Annotated in this window: 17 protein-coding genes; 7 read left to right on the top strand and 10 right to left on the bottom strand. The window is 34.2% G+C overall.

Annotated elements, in window-relative coordinates; translation table 11 throughout:
- Positions 1-37 precede the first annotated feature (37 nt).
- The 8 genes from NF27_RS10985 to ispF all read right to left on the bottom strand — a co-directional run bounded on the left by NF27_RS10985 (position 38) and on the right by ispF (position 6964).
- The gene (locus tag NF27_RS10985; protein WP_053332487.1) at positions 38-868 is read right to left on the bottom strand and encodes a flagellar hook assembly protein FlgD; all 831 of its coding nucleotides are present in this window, start codon (positions 866-868) and stop codon (positions 38-40) included.
- Positions 869-881: 13 nt separating this feature from the next.
- The gene (locus NF27_RS01935) at positions 882-2408 is read right to left on the bottom strand and encodes a flagellar hook-length control protein FliK (RefSeq protein WP_039455200.1); all 1527 of its coding nucleotides are present in this window, start codon (positions 2406-2408) and stop codon (positions 882-884) included.
- A gap of 53 nt (positions 2409-2461) precedes the next feature.
- Positions 2462-2953 (bottom strand): DUF192 domain-containing protein, encoded by a 492-nt coding sequence (locus NF27_RS01940; RefSeq protein ID WP_068981994.1) that lies wholly within the window; start codon positions 2951-2953, stop codon positions 2462-2464.
- Positions 2898-3941: a beta-N-acetylhexosaminidase gene (gene nagZ / locus NF27_RS01945; RefSeq protein WP_039455203.1), complete on the bottom strand. Its 1044-nt coding sequence runs from the start codon at positions 3939-3941 to the stop codon at positions 2898-2900. Before nagZ ends, NF27_RS01940 begins: the two co-directional genes overlap by 56 nt.
- A gap of 25 nt (positions 3942-3966) precedes the next feature.
- Positions 3967-4584, bottom strand: a complete 618-nt coding sequence (locus NF27_RS01950) for a hypothetical protein (protein WP_039455205.1) — start codon at positions 4582-4584, stop codon at positions 3967-3969.
- A gap of 133 nt (positions 4585-4717) precedes the next feature.
- Positions 4718-5206, bottom strand: a complete 489-nt coding sequence (locus tag NF27_RS01955) for a CinA family protein (RefSeq protein WP_039455207.1) — start codon at positions 5204-5206, stop codon at positions 4718-4720.
- On the bottom strand, positions 5184-5789 hold the full coding sequence (locus tag NF27_RS01960) for a phosphatidylglycerophosphatase A family protein (RefSeq protein ID WP_161791768.1): 606 nt from the start codon (positions 5787-5789) through the stop codon (positions 5184-5186). The genes NF27_RS01955 and NF27_RS01960 overlap by 23 nt, the downstream gene beginning before the upstream one ends.
- An 8-nt stretch (positions 5790-5797) precedes the next feature.
- On the bottom strand, positions 5798-6964 hold the full coding sequence (gene ispF / locus NF27_RS01965; protein WP_039455214.1) for a 2-C-methyl-D-erythritol 2,4-cyclodiphosphate synthase: 1167 nt from the start codon (positions 6962-6964) through the stop codon (positions 5798-5800).
- 91 nt (positions 6965-7055) lie between these two features.
- Here ispF and NF27_RS01970 point away from each other — a divergent pair, with 91 nt between their 5' ends.
- From NF27_RS01970 to NF27_RS01980, 3 genes are read left to right on the top strand one after another with little or no spacing between them, the layout of a single operon-like run.
- Positions 7056-7760 carry a prepilin-type N-terminal cleavage/methylation domain-containing protein gene (locus NF27_RS01970; RefSeq protein ID WP_039455216.1) on the top strand — a complete coding sequence of 235 codons (705 nt, stop codon included), beginning with the start codon at positions 7056-7058 and terminating at the stop codon, positions 7758-7760.
- A gap of 9 nt (positions 7761-7769) precedes the next feature.
- On the top strand, positions 7770-8498 hold the full coding sequence (locus NF27_RS10990) for a prepilin-type N-terminal cleavage/methylation domain-containing protein (protein WP_053332489.1): 729 nt from the start codon (positions 7770-7772) through the stop codon (positions 8496-8498).
- 6 nt (positions 8499-8504) lie between these two features.
- Positions 8505-9251, top strand: coding sequence for a type II secretion system protein (locus tag NF27_RS01980; protein WP_152606818.1), 747 nt, complete (start codon positions 8505-8507; stop codon positions 9249-9251).
- A 47-nt stretch (positions 9252-9298) separates the two neighbouring features.
- Here NF27_RS01980 and NF27_RS01985 read toward each other — a convergent pair whose 3' ends face one another.
- Together NF27_RS01985 and NF27_RS01990 are read right to left on the bottom strand one after the other, a co-directional pair.
- Positions 9299-9709, bottom strand: a complete 411-nt coding sequence (locus tag NF27_RS01985; protein WP_039455220.1) for an NUDIX hydrolase — start codon at positions 9707-9709, stop codon at positions 9299-9301.
- Positions 9710-9805: 96 nt separating this feature from the next.
- On the bottom strand, positions 9806-11011 hold the full coding sequence (locus tag NF27_RS01990) for a response regulator (protein WP_039455223.1): 1206 nt from the start codon (positions 11009-11011) through the stop codon (positions 9806-9808).
- A gap of 417 nt (positions 11012-11428) precedes the next feature.
- On the opposite strand from NF27_RS01990, the gene phoB reads away from it, so the two are divergent.
- The 4 genes from phoB to NF27_RS02010 all read left to right on the top strand — a co-directional run bounded on the left by phoB (position 11429) and on the right by NF27_RS02010 (position 17997).
- Entirely contained in the window at positions 11429-12142 is a 714-nt protein-coding gene (phoB, locus tag NF27_RS01995; RefSeq protein WP_038539703.1) for a phosphate regulon transcriptional regulator PhoB, read from the top strand.
- Between the two features lie 71 nt (positions 12143-12213).
- A complete protein-coding gene (locus tag NF27_RS10995; protein ID WP_053332490.1) occupies positions 12214-14715 on the top strand; it encodes a hybrid sensor histidine kinase/response regulator in 2502 nt (833 codons plus the stop codon).
- A 108-nt stretch (positions 14716-14823) separates the two neighbouring features.
- Complete coding sequence (locus NF27_RS11700; RefSeq protein WP_053332491.1) at positions 14824-15471, top strand: DUF2497 domain-containing protein; 648 nt, start codon at positions 14824-14826, stop codon at positions 15469-15471.
- Positions 15472-15474: 3 nt separating this feature from the next.
- Positions 15475-17997 carry an ankyrin repeat domain-containing protein gene (locus tag NF27_RS02010; RefSeq protein WP_039455228.1) on the top strand — a complete coding sequence of 841 codons (2523 nt, stop codon included), beginning with the start codon at positions 15475-15477 and terminating at the stop codon, positions 17995-17997.
- The last annotated feature ends 54 nt before the right edge of the window (positions 17998-18051 follow it).

Genomic DNA, 18051 nt, shown 5'->3' on the forward strand with positions numbered 1-18051 from the left:
CCGGATTACTGCTTAGAGTAGGTTTTATGCAGAAATATTAACTTATTAAGTTTAAAAAATGTTTAAATAGAGAAGGTTTGTTGTTATTTGCCGCTGAATCCTCATCCTGCCCGGTAGTTTCTTTTACTTTGCTTTCGGTAGACGAACTGCCTCTAGCATTAGGGTTAAAAGTATTATTATCATCTTTAATTGTTCTAATCTTTTCTTTATTGATTTCTTTCCCTTCAATGCTGTATTTGAAATCGTTGTTTTCTGAAACTATCCCGTCAATTTTACCGCTGACGAAAGATTTAATTGAGACCGGGTCATCATTAGCATCAAGTGCGGTAATTAAAAAATTATAATTACCCTCAGGTAATTTATTTCCATTGCTGTCTTCGCCGTTCCATTGGAAGGTATGGTTACCTATATTAGTTTTTAATAGATCTTTATATACTACGGCACCGGCTTGATTTTTAATTTCAACACCTACTGATTTAAGGTTTGAGTTTAGAGTATAACTAAATTCCCCGCTGCCGTTTGATAATTTGAACAAATTGCCTTCGTATGAAGCAACCTTACCGATATTCGCTGAAGGTTGAGCTATTTGCTGATCATGGAGAACATCATAAATTTTTTCCAGCAATCTATTTGATTCCAGTTGTTGCTCAACCGCATTCATAGTAAAGATTTGTGCGGTCATCTGATTAGTATCCATAGGACTAGTCGGATCTTGATTCTGTAGTTGAACTGCAAGCAATTTAAAAAAGGTTTTTTTCTGCTGAGCAATTTTCTGTTCCGCAAGCTCGGCTTTACTTAAGTCTTCATTGCCGGGCTCCCTTCTTTTAAGATCGGAAATATTGGTTGATAGGGATGCTGATGTTACCATTTTTTTCTCTCCGCTATGCTAAAATATTAATGTTGTCTTCTTCATGCTCAGTACTTATCAAAAATTCAGATTCTTGGCTTTCAAGGGAATTAAGGTTTTCCTGTTCAAATTTAAAGCTGCTGTCTTGGTGGCCTCTATGCTGCTGATGTTGCTGATGATCGCGAAGCCCGAAATTTAATGAGGTGCCTTCATTCCCTCCGGTTAATGCGGATAAGGATGATTCCAATTCTTTTACCGAGCTCTGCAAAATGTCAAAAGTAGTAAATTTTTCACTTAATATTTCTATCTTTTTATTTCCCATAGCATCAACCTGCAAAGATATCTCAATTTTGCCAAGCTCTTGGGGTGATAACTCCACTTGGATTCTTGTTTCTCCGGAGGTGATTGCTTTATTGATTCGCATGGAAACTTGTTCGGCAATGTGGCTATAGTTCGGCAGATTATTTGTTTTTAACTCTTCAAGAGGTTTTACGGAGTATTTGCCGGCTTTAGGTGTTATTTCGTAGATTGGGTTTTGATAATTGTTTTCGCTTGAATCAGCTTCAACTGTTAATTCTTTATCAAATTCATTCAATGATCCGGTAGATAAATTTGTCTGAACCTGAGGATTTAGCCGCGAATCTTTTAATGGCTGTATTTCAGCATGCGGTTCCAAGTTTTCTGAATTTAACTTCCCTTGGTTATCATCTTTCTTAATATTTAATTTAGGCTCTTTCTCTTTAAAGTTTGTTAAATCTACATTCGGCTTTTCCTTAGTAAATATTATCGGAGTAGAAGTTTCCTGAATCGGTAGTTTTTGAGTATTAATATAATAAGAATTTTCCTCATATATTAAATTTGACGGATAAGGTAAAGAATCAATTTCTTCAAAGAATGTATACTCTTCTTTATCAGCTATAAAAGATTTTTTGTCAAAAGGTAAGCTTTCTTTAAACGGGATATTACTCATTTCATTTGGAATGATTTGAATTTCGCTGTATTCGTTTGTTAATTTGCTATTAATGTTTAAATCAGTATTATTCTCTTTTTCACCGTTCGGGGTTAGAAGCACCTCCGGATTTTGCTTGTCTATTTGATTGTTTGAGGGTAATTGTTTAACCGTATTTTCAAGATTTACCAAAGTTATAAATTCTCTCGGCTGCCCAATAAATCCGTCAAAATTAAAATTTTTCTCTATATCGAATGTAGGGTTGCTCTGAAGTGTTATATTTTGAGCTAAATTAAATTCCGGATGAGAAAAAGAATGGTTTATCAAAGAAGGCATAGAAGGTTTAGATGCTGCTATATCCTGCTTTTCATTTAATAAGGTGAGGCTACTGTAAAAATTATAGTTTTGCTGATTTGCATCAGGCTTTATTTCTAAATTTATAATATCTTCAGAAGGCAAGAAGCTAGATAAGCCATTTAGTAATTGTTCAAAATTACCAAGTTTCGGATCGATATTACCACCGACCATTCCGTTAAGTAACGAGTGGGTAATAACACTCTGCTCATTTGCAGCAATATTGACGGGTAAATTTCCTACTATTAAACTATCCATTATACAGCATTATAAATATAACTTAGTTATTGGTTAAGCAAATTTTATGCCAATTAATTAGAAGCTTTAATTAATTTATCGCCCGGCTTTACATTGTAATAATCAGTAAATCCGGCATTTACCTCAAGTGCATAAGAATAAGGCAGCCGAGATTCTATTATTTTTTTGCTATAGGGTTTTAAATTATAGTGGATTTCACGGATGATTAAATCCTTATCTAAATAAAACAAATCGAGAGGAATACGAGTATTATTCATCCAAAACCTTAAATTTTTTGGTTTGTCAAAAATAAATAACATACCATTGTCTTTAGCCAAATGGTCTCTATTGGATAAACCTTTCTTAATATCAGAAATATTTTCGGCAATTTCTAAATTTAGCTTAATGATGTTAGTCTCGCTAAGTAGAAAATATTCTTCAATCTTTAAGGCATGACTCTTAAAGAAATAAATCACAATTAAAGTAAGAAGTAGGATTCCGACTATCCTTTTAAACTTTAATAATAGCCGATAACCTTTCTTCCAACTCGGCAAATTCCGTTTCATACAGCAAATCATTATAGGGTTCAAAATTCAAAAAAATGTTAAGCCTGCTAACTTTAGTTATTTGTTGTGTTGTTAAAGGTTGTGCTGCTTCTGCAATCTCTTTCATTTCTTCTATTTTACCATTGCAGTGAAGTAATATATCGCATTTTGCTTCTAAAGCTCGTGCGGCATTTTGTTTTAGCGCGCCTGTCAGAGCTTTCATCGATAAATCATCGGTAACTAATAAGCCTTTAAAACCTATTTTATTGCGTATATAATCTATAACTCGAGGTGAAATCGTTGCAGGAAGTTTATCATCTATTGCGCTATAAATTATATGTGCAGTCATAGCTAAATTTAAATCAGATAGCCGGCTAAATACTTTGAAATCATTTTGCTCAAGAGTCTCCAAATTTTCATTCACGATAGGCAGGTCGAGGTGGCTATCTTTATCCGCTCTACCATGACCCGGTATATGCTTAATAATCGATTGAACACCGGCATCCCTTAAGCCGATATCGGCAATTTTACAAAGTTCGCCTACAATATATGGATCATCGCCGTAACTTCTATCTCCAATGATGTCGTTTGCATCTTTATAATAAAGGTCGGCAATGGGTGTGCAGTCTACATTTATTCCAAGGTTTGCAAGTTCTCTACCCATAAGTAGATGATTTATATATACTGCAACTTTAGCTTGCTCTAAATCCGTAAGGGCAAGGTCGCCAAAAATTTTAGCAGGTAAGCTTTCTCTAAAATTAGGTGGCCTTAATCTTGCAACTCTACCACCTTCCTGATCAATAAGTACTAGAATATTATCTCTGCCCAATAAATCTTTAAGCGATTTTATTAAGTTTTTTATCTGCTCCTTAGTTTCGCAGTTTCTTTTAAAAAGAATAAAGCCCAATGGATTAACTTCTTTAAAAAATGCTTTTTCTTCATAATTAAGCTGAGTGCCGTTTAACCCGAATATTACATTTGTTACTAAAGAGATGGTTAAGTTTTTCATATTCTAATGCTTTTTAAGCTAAAATTTATTTGTTATTATCAACTTCTATCACATCAAAAACGCTACTTAAAGATTTTTTATCGCTTTTAATAGATGCATTTCTTTCTAAAGTTTGTTTAGAATTGTTTTTAGGTTCTTTCGGTTTTGTTATTGCTTGTGTTGATTTTTCTTCAAGCTTCTCAGGTTTGGCTATAATTTCTTGGGGTTTTTGTGTCGTTTCTTCAGTGCTGTCTTTAGCATTTTGTATCTTGGTAATTAAATCAGACATCTTGTCTGAGTGGATCTGTTCAGCTTGGTTAGCCCGGGTTGCTGCCTTAGTTTCTAAAGTCGAATTTTGAGGAGTGATACTATTATATATTTCTTTATCCTGATTGGAAAATATTATACCGCCTCTATCTTCCGGAATGATTCTTAAATAGGAAGGATCACGCTTGATTAAAGGGAGGTTTTCCAGATCAACCGGCTTTACGGTATATTTATAAGAATAAAAGTATATTACCGTAAAAACCAATATGGAGATTAATAAAAAAGCATAACGAGGTTTAATTTTAAAAAATAAATTTAGAGATAATTTTGATTTATTATCTTCAGGTTTAATATCCTTAAGTCTTGTTCTTTTTAATTCTCGATAATTGCTTTTCATAAGTTGATATGATTTTTACTATTTTACTCTATCTATACTAAATAAAAGGTGAGTTTACTATACTTAAACTTAAAAATTACTTGATACTAAAGGTGAATTATGCTGAACATAAGAAAAGATAATAAATTTTTAACTAAAAGCTTAGTAATTTAATTAATAATCTTAAAGATTCTACCGTTGCCTGCTGCCTAATCTCATTTCTGTCTCCAACAAAAGTATATTTTTTACATTTGATATCACCTCTGCTGCCATAACCGATATAAACCAAACCCACAGGTGTTGTAGAGCTGCCGCCGCTGGGGCCTGCTACACCTGTAATGCTTATCCCCATATGTACGGAGGAGAGTTCGAATAACCCCGATAACATTTGGCGAGCTACCTCTTCACTAACCGCTCCTTGCTCGTTCAATACCTTAGAGCTTACCATTAATACTTCTCGCTTGGATTTCTCAGTATAGGTAACGTAGCCTCTCTCAAAAACTTGCGAGCTTCCGGGCACGGCTGTCAGGTAACAGGATAGCATTCCACCGGTACATGATTCGGCGGTACCGATTCTAACCAGCTGATCCTTGGCTTTAATTATTACTTCTTCTGCAAGTTTATAAGAATCTAAAAAAATCATATATCACATATAAAATATAAAAAACAACTCCTGCAAATATTGCAGCTAATAAATCATCTAATATCACACCGAAAGGATTTTTATAATACCTATCAACATATTTTATAAAAAAAGGTTTCCTTATATCAAAAAACCTAAACCCGATAAAAGCAATAATAAAGGTTAAATCCATCTGAGAAATTCCAAATAGATTGAAATAACTTTGTGAGATGAGATATAACCATTTAAAACTTATTGCAAGAGTTAAACTCATCCCGATCACTTCATCAATAACAATTGAGGAGTGGTCAAAAGTTTTAGTATTATTTTGAAAAGCCGTTACCGCCCATAGCCCTAAAATAAATAATACAACAGTACAAATCCAAAGGTTTAAAATTGCTTCGGAACTATCGGCTGCATGAAGCAATAACCAATAATAAAGCGGATAAAACCCTAAGCTTCCTAATGTGCCGCTTGCAAACCTGATTCTACCTATAAAAAACCAAGTTGATATTAATGAATATAAAGCAAAAGGAATCTTTACTTTAGTATGCTTAGCATGGGTGATCGTGGAAAGATCATAGTTTTTATAAATGTTACTCAAAATTCCTCTCAATAGTTCTTAGGAAGTGTAATAGCACATACCGCAGAAACGGAAATGCCCTCTTCTCTGCCGACAAATCCCAGTTTTTCGGAAGTTTTGGCTTTTACACTTACCTGATTATTACTTATATTAAGTAATTCTGCAATTTTTTTTCGCATCATATCCTTAAAATTCATGAGCTTAGGCTTTTCTGTAACTATTGTGACATCTATATTGTTTATAATGCCTCCCTTATCGGTTAATAACATATAGGCATGCTTTAAGAATATTGTGGAGTCTGTATTTTTCCATTTTTCGTCGGTCGGAGGGAAATACATTCCGATATCATCTTCACCCATCGCACCGAGTAAGGCATCCGTAATCGCATGTAGCGCAACATCCCCATCGGAATGGGCTGATAATGATTTGTTAAACGGTACCTCTATAGCACATAATTTTATGGTATTATTCTGATCTAAAGCAGGTTGAAATTTATGTATATCAAAGCCGTAACCAACGCGAGTAATATAATTTTGTTGCATAATTAATCCTCCGTAAGTTAAACACTCAGGTGTGGTAATTTTAATGTTTTGCGCATTGCTTTCTACAAAACCGACTTCAATCCCTTCTTCTATGCATAAGCTTATATCATCGGTAAAAATATGTTCCTGATATTTATTGTGAAGCTTTAAAATAGTTTGGAAATCAAACCCCTGCGGCGTGTGGGTAAGGTAAAAGTTATCCCTGTTATATATTGCATTAGGATGTTTAGATTTCAAAGTATCTTTTAATGATATTCCGGTATCCACTGCTTTTAATAACTCTAATTTCTTTAGTACATTTGAGATTACCTCTTCGCTTATAAAAGGTCTAGCTGCATCATGGATTAATATATTTTTAATTCCCGGTAATAAGCTTAAGCTTTGTAAACCGTTTCTTACCGAGTCCTGTCTTCTTTCACCGCCACGAGCGGGAGGCAGTAACTTATCCTCTAACCCTTTGGTCGCTTCACAATATAAATCATGATGCTCGAGATTTATTACTACCCTTACGGCATCGATTTTAGGATGATTGATGAATTTGAGAAGGGTAAGTTTCAAGATAGAGGTATTACCTAATTTTAAATATTGCTTAGGTATGGAAGCATTAACCCTGATTCCTAATCCGCTTGCCACAATTAAAGCAATATTTTTCATTTAATTATAAAATAATTTACTTAAATTTAAGAAAGTATTACCATAATTTATAAGGTTTTAATAGCAAGAAAAAATTTGAGGAAGGGGAGGGGTGCCAAACAAATTGCAAAAAGGTTATACTTTATTGGAACTAACCTTTGTCATAATTATAATTAGCTTGTTAATTTCAGCTATATACAGTGGTTATGGTTTAATTCAAAATACTAAATTAAAAAGCATTATCACTGATTCAAAATATTTTATTAATGCAGTTAATTTATTTGAACAAACCTATGGTAGCTTACCGGGAGATTTTCCGATCGCTTCTAATGTATGGGGTGCAAATTGTGATTCTACTCCGAGTAATTGTAACGGAGACGGAGATGGGATTACAAGATTTACAGCGAGTAGTACAACTCAGAATGAAGCATTAAGAGCATGGCAGCATTTGGCCTTAGCCGGATTGATTAAAGGGAAATATAACGGGGTTTCTACCGTGGCGGTATTTAATTTAGATCAGTATAATTCCCCGGTTTCTAACTATAATAAAAGTGCTTTTTGGAGTTTTTACTATAATTATCCGTATAACCCTCCCGATTATGAAGGACAATTTATCCAGTTGGTGAACTTTTATGGCCAAAATATAATTACTCCTAATGATGCATATACCATTGATGCTAAAATTGATGATGGCCTTCCAAGAAATGGTTTAGTGTGGGCTGAGGGTAGCCTTTGTACTAATAGTACTACACCGCCTACTTATAATTTAGGGGAATTAAATCAATACTGCTGGATAAAATTTGTGTTTAGGAAGTAGAGGAAAACTATGAATAATCACTCGATAAAAGGTTTTACGTTACTTGAACTATCAGCCGTAATTTTAATAATTGGGATAATAATAGGCAGTATTTCCTATGGGGCGAGTTTAATCGATCAAGCTCGGTTAAGAAGTATAATTACCGAGGCTAACGAATATATGGAGGCTATAAACTTGTTTGAGCAAAAATACGGTAATCTACCCGGAGATATTCCGACCGCTTCCGATCTATGGGGTACAACATGCGATGCTACGCCAAGTAACTGTAATGGGGATGGTGATGGTATAATCTCCTATTCGTATGGTACAACTAATCAAAATGAAGCTTTAAGAGCATGGCAGCATCTATCTTTAGCCGGAATGATTAAAGGTTCTTATTCTGGGGTATCCTCTGTTGCAGGAGAAACCAATATTGGGATTAATGCACCAATGTCACAATATAATAAAGGGGGTTGGAGCTTTTGGGCTTATACCCCGTACAACCCGCCTAGCAATGAAGGCCAGTATCTTGAGATTGGCTTATTTAGGGCTTCTAATGCTGCTGATAATAATATTTTAACAACCATGGACGCTTATAGCATAGACAGCAAAATTGACGATGGTTACCCACGAAATGGATTGGTTTGGGGATACTCCATATCAGGGGCTACATGCTATTCCGGTAGTACCGTAACAACACCTTATCTTGTTAACTCAACGGGTAACCTTTGTATATTAAAATTCACATTTAGAAAGTAGGATAGATTGAAAGAGAGAAATATGGAGAAATATAAGAAAACAGGATTTAGTTTAATAGAGTTAGCAGCAGTGATTTTAATAATCGCATTTTTAATTAGTAGTATTTCTATTGCATATTCCATGATTAAGCAAGCGAGTTTAAGAAGTATTATTAGCGAAGCAAACACTTTTACGGATGCTATTAACTTGTTTGAACAAAAGTATAGAAGCCTTCCAGGTGATTTTCCGTATGCCTCCGTTCAATGGGGAACGGCATGCGATTCTACTCCAAGTAACTGTAACGGTAACGGAGATGGGGTAATTGAATATAGTTATTCTTCCCTTTCGCAAAATGAAGCATTAAGAGCGTGGCAGCATTTGTCTTTAGCCGGGATGATTATTGGAAGCTATACCGGGGTTACTGATTTGGCAGGAACAACGTATATAGGAGTTAATGCTCCAATGGCTCAATACAATAAAAAAGGATGGAGTTTTCAAAATGAAGTTCGATATAGCCATTTAGAGCAATATTTAGAAATCGGCGGCCCACGTTTAGGGTTTCCTCCTAATGATTCCATACTTCCTACCATCGATGCTTATAGTATAGATAATAAAATTGATGACGGTTACCCGAGAAACGGCCTTGTTTGGGGAGCTACAATCTACGGTTTTCCGGGCGGTTGCTATTTTCCTGATACCACTACAGCTCCTTATACTACTGATGCAACTAACGGAAGTTGTATTTTAGAATTTACATTTAGAAAAAATAGATAAGGGAATGTAACATTACCTTTATTTTAGGAAGCCGGGTAGTGCCGAGATTATTCTACTTTATTAAAAACCTCCTTAAAATCTTTAAGAACCTCCGGAAACCTAACATTTTCCTCATTAAAAAAGTCGATCTCAACAAACTTAGCCATTTCAATTTCATCCTCGAATTCTTTAGGAACTTGGGGGTTTGGCGGCTCGTTAGATATAATTTTGCATTCAAATATATAGAAGTCTCCTGAGCTCTTAAGTAACCTGATAGGCTCAGCATTAAGTCCGGTCTCCTCATAAGTCTCTCTTGCAGCAGTTTGGTAAGCCAGCTCTTCTCCTTCCGGTTTACCTGAGGGTATGTCCCATTTATGACATTTTGCATTTTTAACGGCTAACAGCTTTCCGTTTATTTTAATTATGCACCCAGCTTTACCATAAATTTTCGGCAATACATATGTTTTTTCCTGTTGCATAAGATTTGTAACCTCAATACTGCTTTAGTTAATATATGAATACACTAAAACATAACAATAATAAGATGACTAATTTAAAATTTAATAAATTTTCACTTAGACTTTTGAAATAACGCAAATTGTCAGATCATCTTTGAGGTTAAAAGCATAGCTCTTATCAAATTCAAATATAATCTTTTCAAGCAGCCAGTTGCTTATATTGCTGCTTGGTATATCTTGAGTGCTGGTAGCCAGATTTTTCAGAAAATTACTTAAGTTAAACAAAATGTTATCTCGGTTTTTCGTTTCAATTAAAGCATCGCTGTAAAATATTATTAGATCCCAGTTAGTAAAATCGATAATATGATTTTTATAGCGGGGATTATCAATTATACCAAGCGGAAAACCTGTAGAATCCAATTTTTTTACCTTGGAATGCTTAAATGAAACCAGGTAAGGGCAGGGAGTGCCGGTTGCGGCATAAGTTAGCTTTTGCAGTGGGATATCTATCAAGCAGTAGAACATAGTAGCAAATTGATCTCTGCTTAGCATGGTAAAGAGATAGCTATTTATTTCATTTAAAAATTCAGCCGGATTTACTTGGGTTCCTGTAATGCTTTGAATTAATGAATGTAATCTGAAAGTATTAATAGCTGCCCTGATGCCGTGCCCAGAAAAGTCCCATATATAGCTTGCGACCAAACCGTCATCCATTTCCTTTATCGCATAATAGTCTCCCCCCAGTTCTTCTGAGGTTTTATAGTAAGAGGCGATAGAAAGGTTATTTTTTTTAGAAATTTCACTATGAACATTATCTTTGGAGATTAAACTTAAAAGCATTTTTCTTGCTTCTTCCAGTTCAAAATTTAATCTTTCTTGAAACTCTACAAGGCTTTTAAAGAGTTTGCTTTGAGATAAGTGCATCTTAACTCTGGTAAGTATTTCTACTTCTAATGCCGGAGTGCTAAGAAAATCATTGATTCCAAGTGCGAAAGCTTTCTTTTTTTTACTATAAGATTTGCAGTTTATTTTAGCTATTATAGGTATATGTTGTGTTTTACTATTTGATCTAAGCTTTAGACAAGTCTGATAACCATCGAGCTCCTGAGTAACCATATCTAAAATAATTAAATCAGGAATGCTTATTTCTACTGTTTCTAAAGCTTCACGGCAGGTATCGGCGATGCTCACTTTACTAAAACTTTCCTTTTCTAAGGTATTTTTAATAAAGTTTATTTCGTGTTTATCAGGCCCTATAATTAATATATCAGAGCTTTTAAGCTGCTTTTCTATACTTTCAATATGTTTTTCAATAAAATACATAACTCCCCCATTAATTCATTTTAACATCTATATAACTTGTTAGATATGAAAATGTTAAAAAATAACCGATATTAAGAATTGTCGTCAAATATATGGTTTTAAAATAAATCGGAATAGGAGGTAAAATTAATTAAACAGTAAAAGTTATGTGAAATATTGATACTTGAGTTGCAAAATAATACTAAGTGTTTGTTAAATATAGATTAAATTATTATAAGAAGTAATATTTCATAATTTTTAATTTTGGCTTGAACTATAGAAGTTATGTAGCTTTATCTAAACCGGTGATGAGTCGAGATTTTAATAATTACAAAAATATTAGACTATTAGCCTGTGTATTTACTTGCAAAAATATTAAAAAGTTTATAAAATTTAATATTAGGAGCTAAATTAGCAGAAAAGCGGAGCAAAAAAACAATGTCGAAGGTATTAAAGCCCTCTATACTGGTAGTAGAAGACGAAGAGTCAATTGCTACTGTAATTAAATATAATTTACAAAAAGAAGGTTATCAAGTCCAAATTACTTCAGATGGCGAAGAAGCAATATACTTAGCTAAAAATAGTAAGCCGGATATCATTCTTCTTGATTGGTTACTACCGTCAATTCAAGGTATTGAGGTTTGTAGAGTTTTAAGAGAAACTCCTGAAACTTCTAATATTCCGATTATCATGATCTCGGCTAAAGGCGAAGAATTTGATAGAATAAGCGGACTTGAACGCGGTGCTGATGATTACATAGTTAAACCTTTCTCTCCGGCGGAGTTAATTGCAAGGATTAAAGCAATATTCAGAAGATTGCGTCCTGCATTTTCAAATAAAACTCTGGATTTTGAAGATATTACTATGGATCTCATGACTCATTCCGTGAGCAGAAACGGGGTGGAAGTGAAGCTTGCGCCTATTGAATTTCAAATATTGCAAATTCTAATGGAGCACCCGAACAGAGTGCTTTCAAGAGAAGCTTTAATAGATAAGATTTGGGGTGTTGATATTTACGTCGGATCAAGAACGGTAGATGTGCATGTAACCAGACTTAGAAAAGCTTTAATAAAAGCTAGCCCTAATGGTGAAGATTTAATTAAAACTATTAGACTTGCGGGATATTGTTTAAAAACATCGGTAAGAAGATAAGTTTGCTTGATGCTCTTAAAATTCTGTAGTATTAGAAGTTTAGGAGCAAAGATTTACTTTCTTTTATTATGATGTCATATATACCTGCAATAGTGGTATTTCTAATTTATTTTTTTACTTTAGTAGTAACTTTGGTTTTAGGGCTCAAGGTATCGCACTATCATACTGTTATTGAGCCATTATCATTTTTTATCTCATTATGCGCAGCCGGTGTTATTAATTTTTTTATTTTGAAAAAGATATCACTTTCTAAAAAGCTAGCTGAGTATCAAACGCAAATATTTTCTACTGCTCTTTCCAATGAATGTGAATTTTATATAATATTAAATGATAACAACCAGATAGTTTTTTTAGATCCTAATCTTTCTTCACAAGTTAAGTTGCTTGGGAGTAGTTTGAAACCTAGCGAATTAGATAGCATATTTGAATTGCTGAATCTCAAAGCAGCAGCAAAAAATTCTATTATGGATGCGATTAATAAAGTTATAAAATTTTCAACTAATACGGATGTATTGGTTGCTTTTAAAGCCGTAAAAGTCAAGCTGGTAGCTGAACCATTTTCTGTATATGATCCGAATGATAAGACTGATAATATTTTTTCCAATAACAAAAGGTTTTATGTTATAAAAGGTACAAGGCTTAACGGTGATGAAGAAATAATTGAAACTGTTGATAAGCTTGGCTGTGGTTATTATGAGCTTGATGAGCTGGGGCATATTATCCAATGTAATGATTTTTTTGCAAGAGCGCTTGGTTTTAGAAGAGAAGAGTTGCTTGATGATTTAGTTAGTTTTTCCAATTTTATTCAAGCTGACCTTAACTTAAATAAAAATGAAGGACAAAACACAAAGACCGGCCATTTAAATAACACCTGGCAAGGTTTTGTAACTCTTGCAACGAAATTTAATGAGCAGATACATGCATTGGTAGTACAAAAAGCTTTTTACTCTGAAACAAGAACCATTAAAAAAATTACGGGATATTTTATTAAGTTACCCGATAAAAGCCTAATTACAAGAGCAAGAGGTGTAGAAGAAGGTTGGATTGATCATAGTTGGCAGTGTTTCTTTAAAGACTCTCCATACCCGGTAGCGTTACTTAAAAAAGACGGAAAGATTACGAAAATGAACCGATCTTTAGAGCTAATGGTAGGAAATCATTTTATTAATGATAATTTTATAAATTTATTTAGTCCGGAAAGCCAAAGGCAAATAAAATCCGAAATGCAAAAGATTTCTGCGGATATAATTTTACCGATCATTCCATTAAAAAATCTGAAACTTGCTAACGGAAAAATAACCGCGGTGTATATGGGGAGGATTTTGGATTTAAGCGGTAACTTATACGGATTTATGCCGAGAATTACAGATGTTACGCAGCAAAAAGAAATGGAAGAGAGCTTATCTCACGCTCTTAGAATGCAAACTATCGGTTATTTAGCGGGATCTATCGCACATGATTTTAATAACTTGCTTACGGCAATCTTAGGTTTTTGTGATATATTATTAATCAGACATACCCCTGAGGATCCATCTTTCGCACATATTATGCAGATTAGACAAAGTGCTAACCGAGCATCAAGCTTGGTTAACCGGTTACTTGCCTTTTCACGTAGGCAAACATTGAAACCCGAGATATTGAATTTAAATGAATTTTTCGGAGATTTTTATTCCTTAATTCAGCGCCTCGTGGGAGCGGAAATTCAAATTAATCAGGAAATAGCCAGTGATTTATGGTATATTAAATTTGATCCTGTGCAATTTGAGCAAGTAGTTCTAAATTTAGCAATTAACGCGCAGCAATCAATGGGAGAGAACGGAAAACTGTCGATCCGGGCTTTTAATTTAAAGCTGAAAGAACATGATCCTTATCTCGCAAGCTGTATAGCACCAAAAGGAGAGCCTCCTGCAGCAGCAGGGGATTATATTGTTATTGAAGTGGAAGATACAGGAATAGGTATTGATGAAAGTATTGCTAACAATATTTTTGAACCGTTCTTTACTACTAAGCAAGATAAATCAGGAACCGGTTTAGGGCTTTCCACCGTCTTTGGAATTGTAACCCAATCGGGAGGAAAGATTTACTTTAAAACTAAAATTGGTGAAGGTACTACTTTTATAGTTTTAATACCTAGACCGGTTATAACTGTTGAAGAGCAAAATGCACATAAGCAAATACAGCAAAAAACCGGAAAAGATGTATTCGGAAAGGGTTTAATAATACTGGTTGAAGATGAAGAGGCGGTAAGAGTTTTTGCTAAGCATGTATTAATAAGTAAAGGGTATGAGGTCATAGATTTTGCATTACCTCATCAGGCATTAAATGAAATTATTGTACTTGAAAAAAATATTGATTTAATCATTACCGATGTAGTTATGCCGGGAATGAGCGGGCCTACCCTGGTTGATGAGATAAAGAAAGTTCAGCCGAAAATTAAAGTAATATTCATATCAGGCTTCGGAGAAGAAGCATTTAATGAGGCTTATGGTAATGCCAGAGACTTTAATTTTTTACCGAAACCCTTTAACTTAAAAGAATTATTACTTAAGGTAAAAGAGGTGATTGACGGTTAGTACTTTAAATTAACTTAACCTAACTAGCAGCTAACTATTTAAATTATATATAGACTTAAAAGATTCAAGCTGATAAAAATTAATATAGGATAACTACTTAAGCAAGAAATGGATACTTCGGATAACAGAACTCAATCAGGCGCTAATGAAGCGGCATCAAAAATTGATGAGGCATTACAAGATATTAGAAAGGCTATGATTTCTGAAACTAATGTCAGTAGTGATATTCTTGAGCTTACGGAAGTTGTAGAAGACGGCAATTCCGGTAAAGTAACTGAAAAGGCTCCACCTTCTATAAAAAAGAACATTGCTCAACTTAATGAGGCAGTTACTAATAATTTAAATGAAAGTTCTGAAGATATACTAAAAAAAATTGATAACAGTGTGGCTGCTAAGAAGCTAAGAACCTCTCCCCCGAAATTTAATAGGGAGGACAATATGCAAACTAATCAAACTCAACCAAAGGATGTTGAAGAGCAAAATTTTAATGAAGAACAAAATATATCTCCCTCAAATAAATTATTTATAGCTGAAGAAGTAGCTAAGGAATCACAAGACCTAATAAGATCATTTATAAAAGCTACCACTAAAAATCATGAGGAAAATATAAATTTTAGGTCAGGTACTACTTTAGAAGATTTAGTTATTGAATTACTTAAACCTGAATTAAGCGAGTGGCTAAATAGAAATTTGCCTAATATAGTTAAAAGTATTGTAGAAAAAGAAGTTAAGAAGCTCATTCCTCAGGACGAATAAATTATGGAGAATAAGGGTAAGAGAATTATTGCGGCATTTATCGGAGCATGCCTCATCTATACGGCAAACTTAGCAATCGCAGAAGCAGATCCTACTGCAGCAGCTGATTCGGATGATATAGAAAGTAAAGTGAGTTCTGAGCTGGAAGAATTAAATGATTCTACTCAGCCAGCTCCTTCTATTCCTCCTATACCCCAAATTAATGTAGATAGTACAATGGTAAGCCCGTCGGGAGCAGCTTCTGCACAACCGGACAAAAAATTTAAACCAATTCTAAAATCAACCATAAGCAATTCTGAAGCCAATCCGGTTTCAGTAACTTCTTCACCGGTACCGCTAAGTATTGAGAAAAATGATGAAAATATTTCTGATAATCCTACCGTTGAACCGAATAAAGCTCCAAGCAAAACTTCTGAAGCTAATAAAGGTGAAGGTTCTAATTTACCTAATAACTTTGATGAAAAGTTTAATTACTTCTACTCACAAACTCAAAGAACTTTAAAGGAAACTAAAGAAGAAGCTGAAAAAGCTCCGTTTATTGGCGAACAGGATCCGCTGAATCAAATGGAAAACCTATATTTATACAGCCCGAATATAAATAAAAATAAGTCCGGTTCCGCTTCCGATAAAACGTCAAAATCTGATGTTTCGCTAAAGAAGAAAAATAACTATTCTCCTTATATTTATAACAGAAAAGTATATGATTATAGAAACACTATTCCTTCCCCGCAAATCAGCAAAAAGCATTACGGGTCAAATAATCAGCATTTACCCAAAACTTTTTATCAAAAAGAATATTCTGAGTATTTATTTATTGCAGCAATTAATGACGATGTAAGCAGCATAAGAGCATTTTTAGAAAAAGGAGCCGATATTAACGCCCAAGATATTAAATACGGGTATACTCCGCTAATGTATAGTATTTTATATAATAAACAAAAGTCATATAATTACTTAATAACTAAAGGGGCAGATCTAAATATTAGAAGTAATGACGGTAAGACGGTTGCTCACCTTGCAGCAACCGCAAATAACATAAAAGCTTTTGAACTGCTTATAGATTATGGGGTTGATCCTAATATTCATGATAATCAGGGTAACTCTCCATATTATTATTCAACTCAATTTACTGATGAATTTGCTTATATTGCAGTAAAGCAATATAAAAATATGAATAAAGCCTTAATAGATTTTACCAAAAACGGCTCTATTGCTGCCGTTAAGCAAACTTTAAGGCTTGGTGCAGATACGAATTATAAGGACGCCGACGGTAATACGGCATTAATCATTGCTGTACAGAAAAACAATGTAAAATTAGCCGGCTATTTGCTTTCTAAAGATTCTAATCCTCTACTGAGAAATAAAATAGGTTTATCAGCAATTGACTATGCTGCAATGAATAACTCTAAAGAATTAAAAGACATTCTTAAAACTGTTATTATAACCAAAGAACTTGAAGGAACTGAAGAAGTAAATTTAACTAAAAATGAAGAAAGGTTTTTAAACGGTAACTCTGGTAGTGATGATAATAATGCTTATAAACATTATTCACGTTGTAATTCATCAAATAATTTAAAAGCTGAACATCAAAAGAATCAAGGAAAACCTAAGGGTTCTACCAAAAAGGAAGTTGTGGTAGTAAGCCATGGACTAAATAAAGGTACGGAAAGGCCTTTAATAGGTAATGAGCCACTTAAAAAGCCAAAAGTTATTGTTTCTCCTCCTTTAACTAAAATAGAGCCGATTAATCCTGTTATCGTGCTTCCGGGTACTAAAAATAATCAAACTGTTCCGGTTGTTAAATCGCAAGTTGATCCTAAGCAAAATGATAATATAACATTAAAGGTACCTAAAGTAGTTAGAGAACCTATAGCTCGGAAAGATTCTAAAATAGCTTCCGATACAACTAAGGCAAATAATACCGTAATCACTGCTAAACCTGAACGAGCTACTAAGGTAGTTATTAAACCGCAAACCACTCCTAAAACTTTGATTACCACAAATACTTCTTTACAGGTTGCCAACTCTAAACCTTTAGCATCTAGGTCTGATAAAGAGTTAAAAGAAGAAAAAAAGGTTAAAACTCTGGAAAGTAAACAAGATTCAAAAAATTTAGCAATAAGTATAAAGGATATGGTTTCTAGACCGTTAGCTACGCAGGATGAGTTAAGCACAGCTAATGAAATAAATGCCGCCTCTAAAACTCCAGTAGTTCCGGCAATACCGGTTGCACCTAAAGTCCTATCAAAGCCGACAGTTTTAACTATGCCTGTAGCCCCGATAATTCCGGCTGCGCCTGAAGTTTTATCAAAGCCAGCTGCTGCCGCTACTCCGGTAATTCCGGTAGTACCCGTTGCACCTGTAGTTCCACCTAAATCATCAGTTGCATCTACTCCGGTAATCCCGGCAATATCCGTTGCACCTGTAGCTCCACCTAAACCAGAGCCGAAAATATCGGCGCCATCAGCAGTTGAAACCACTCCTACTGCTACTGTTAAAAAACCTACTTCATTATTGCCTTATTAAGTTAAAGACATTAGTTTATAAGGTGTAAAAATTATATGCATTTTATAAGATAAA

The sequence above is a fragment of the Candidatus Jidaibacter acanthamoeba genome, assembly GCF_000815465.1.
Lineage (GTDB): Bacteria > Pseudomonadota > Alphaproteobacteria > Rickettsiales > Midichloriaceae > Jidaibacter > Jidaibacter acanthamoebae.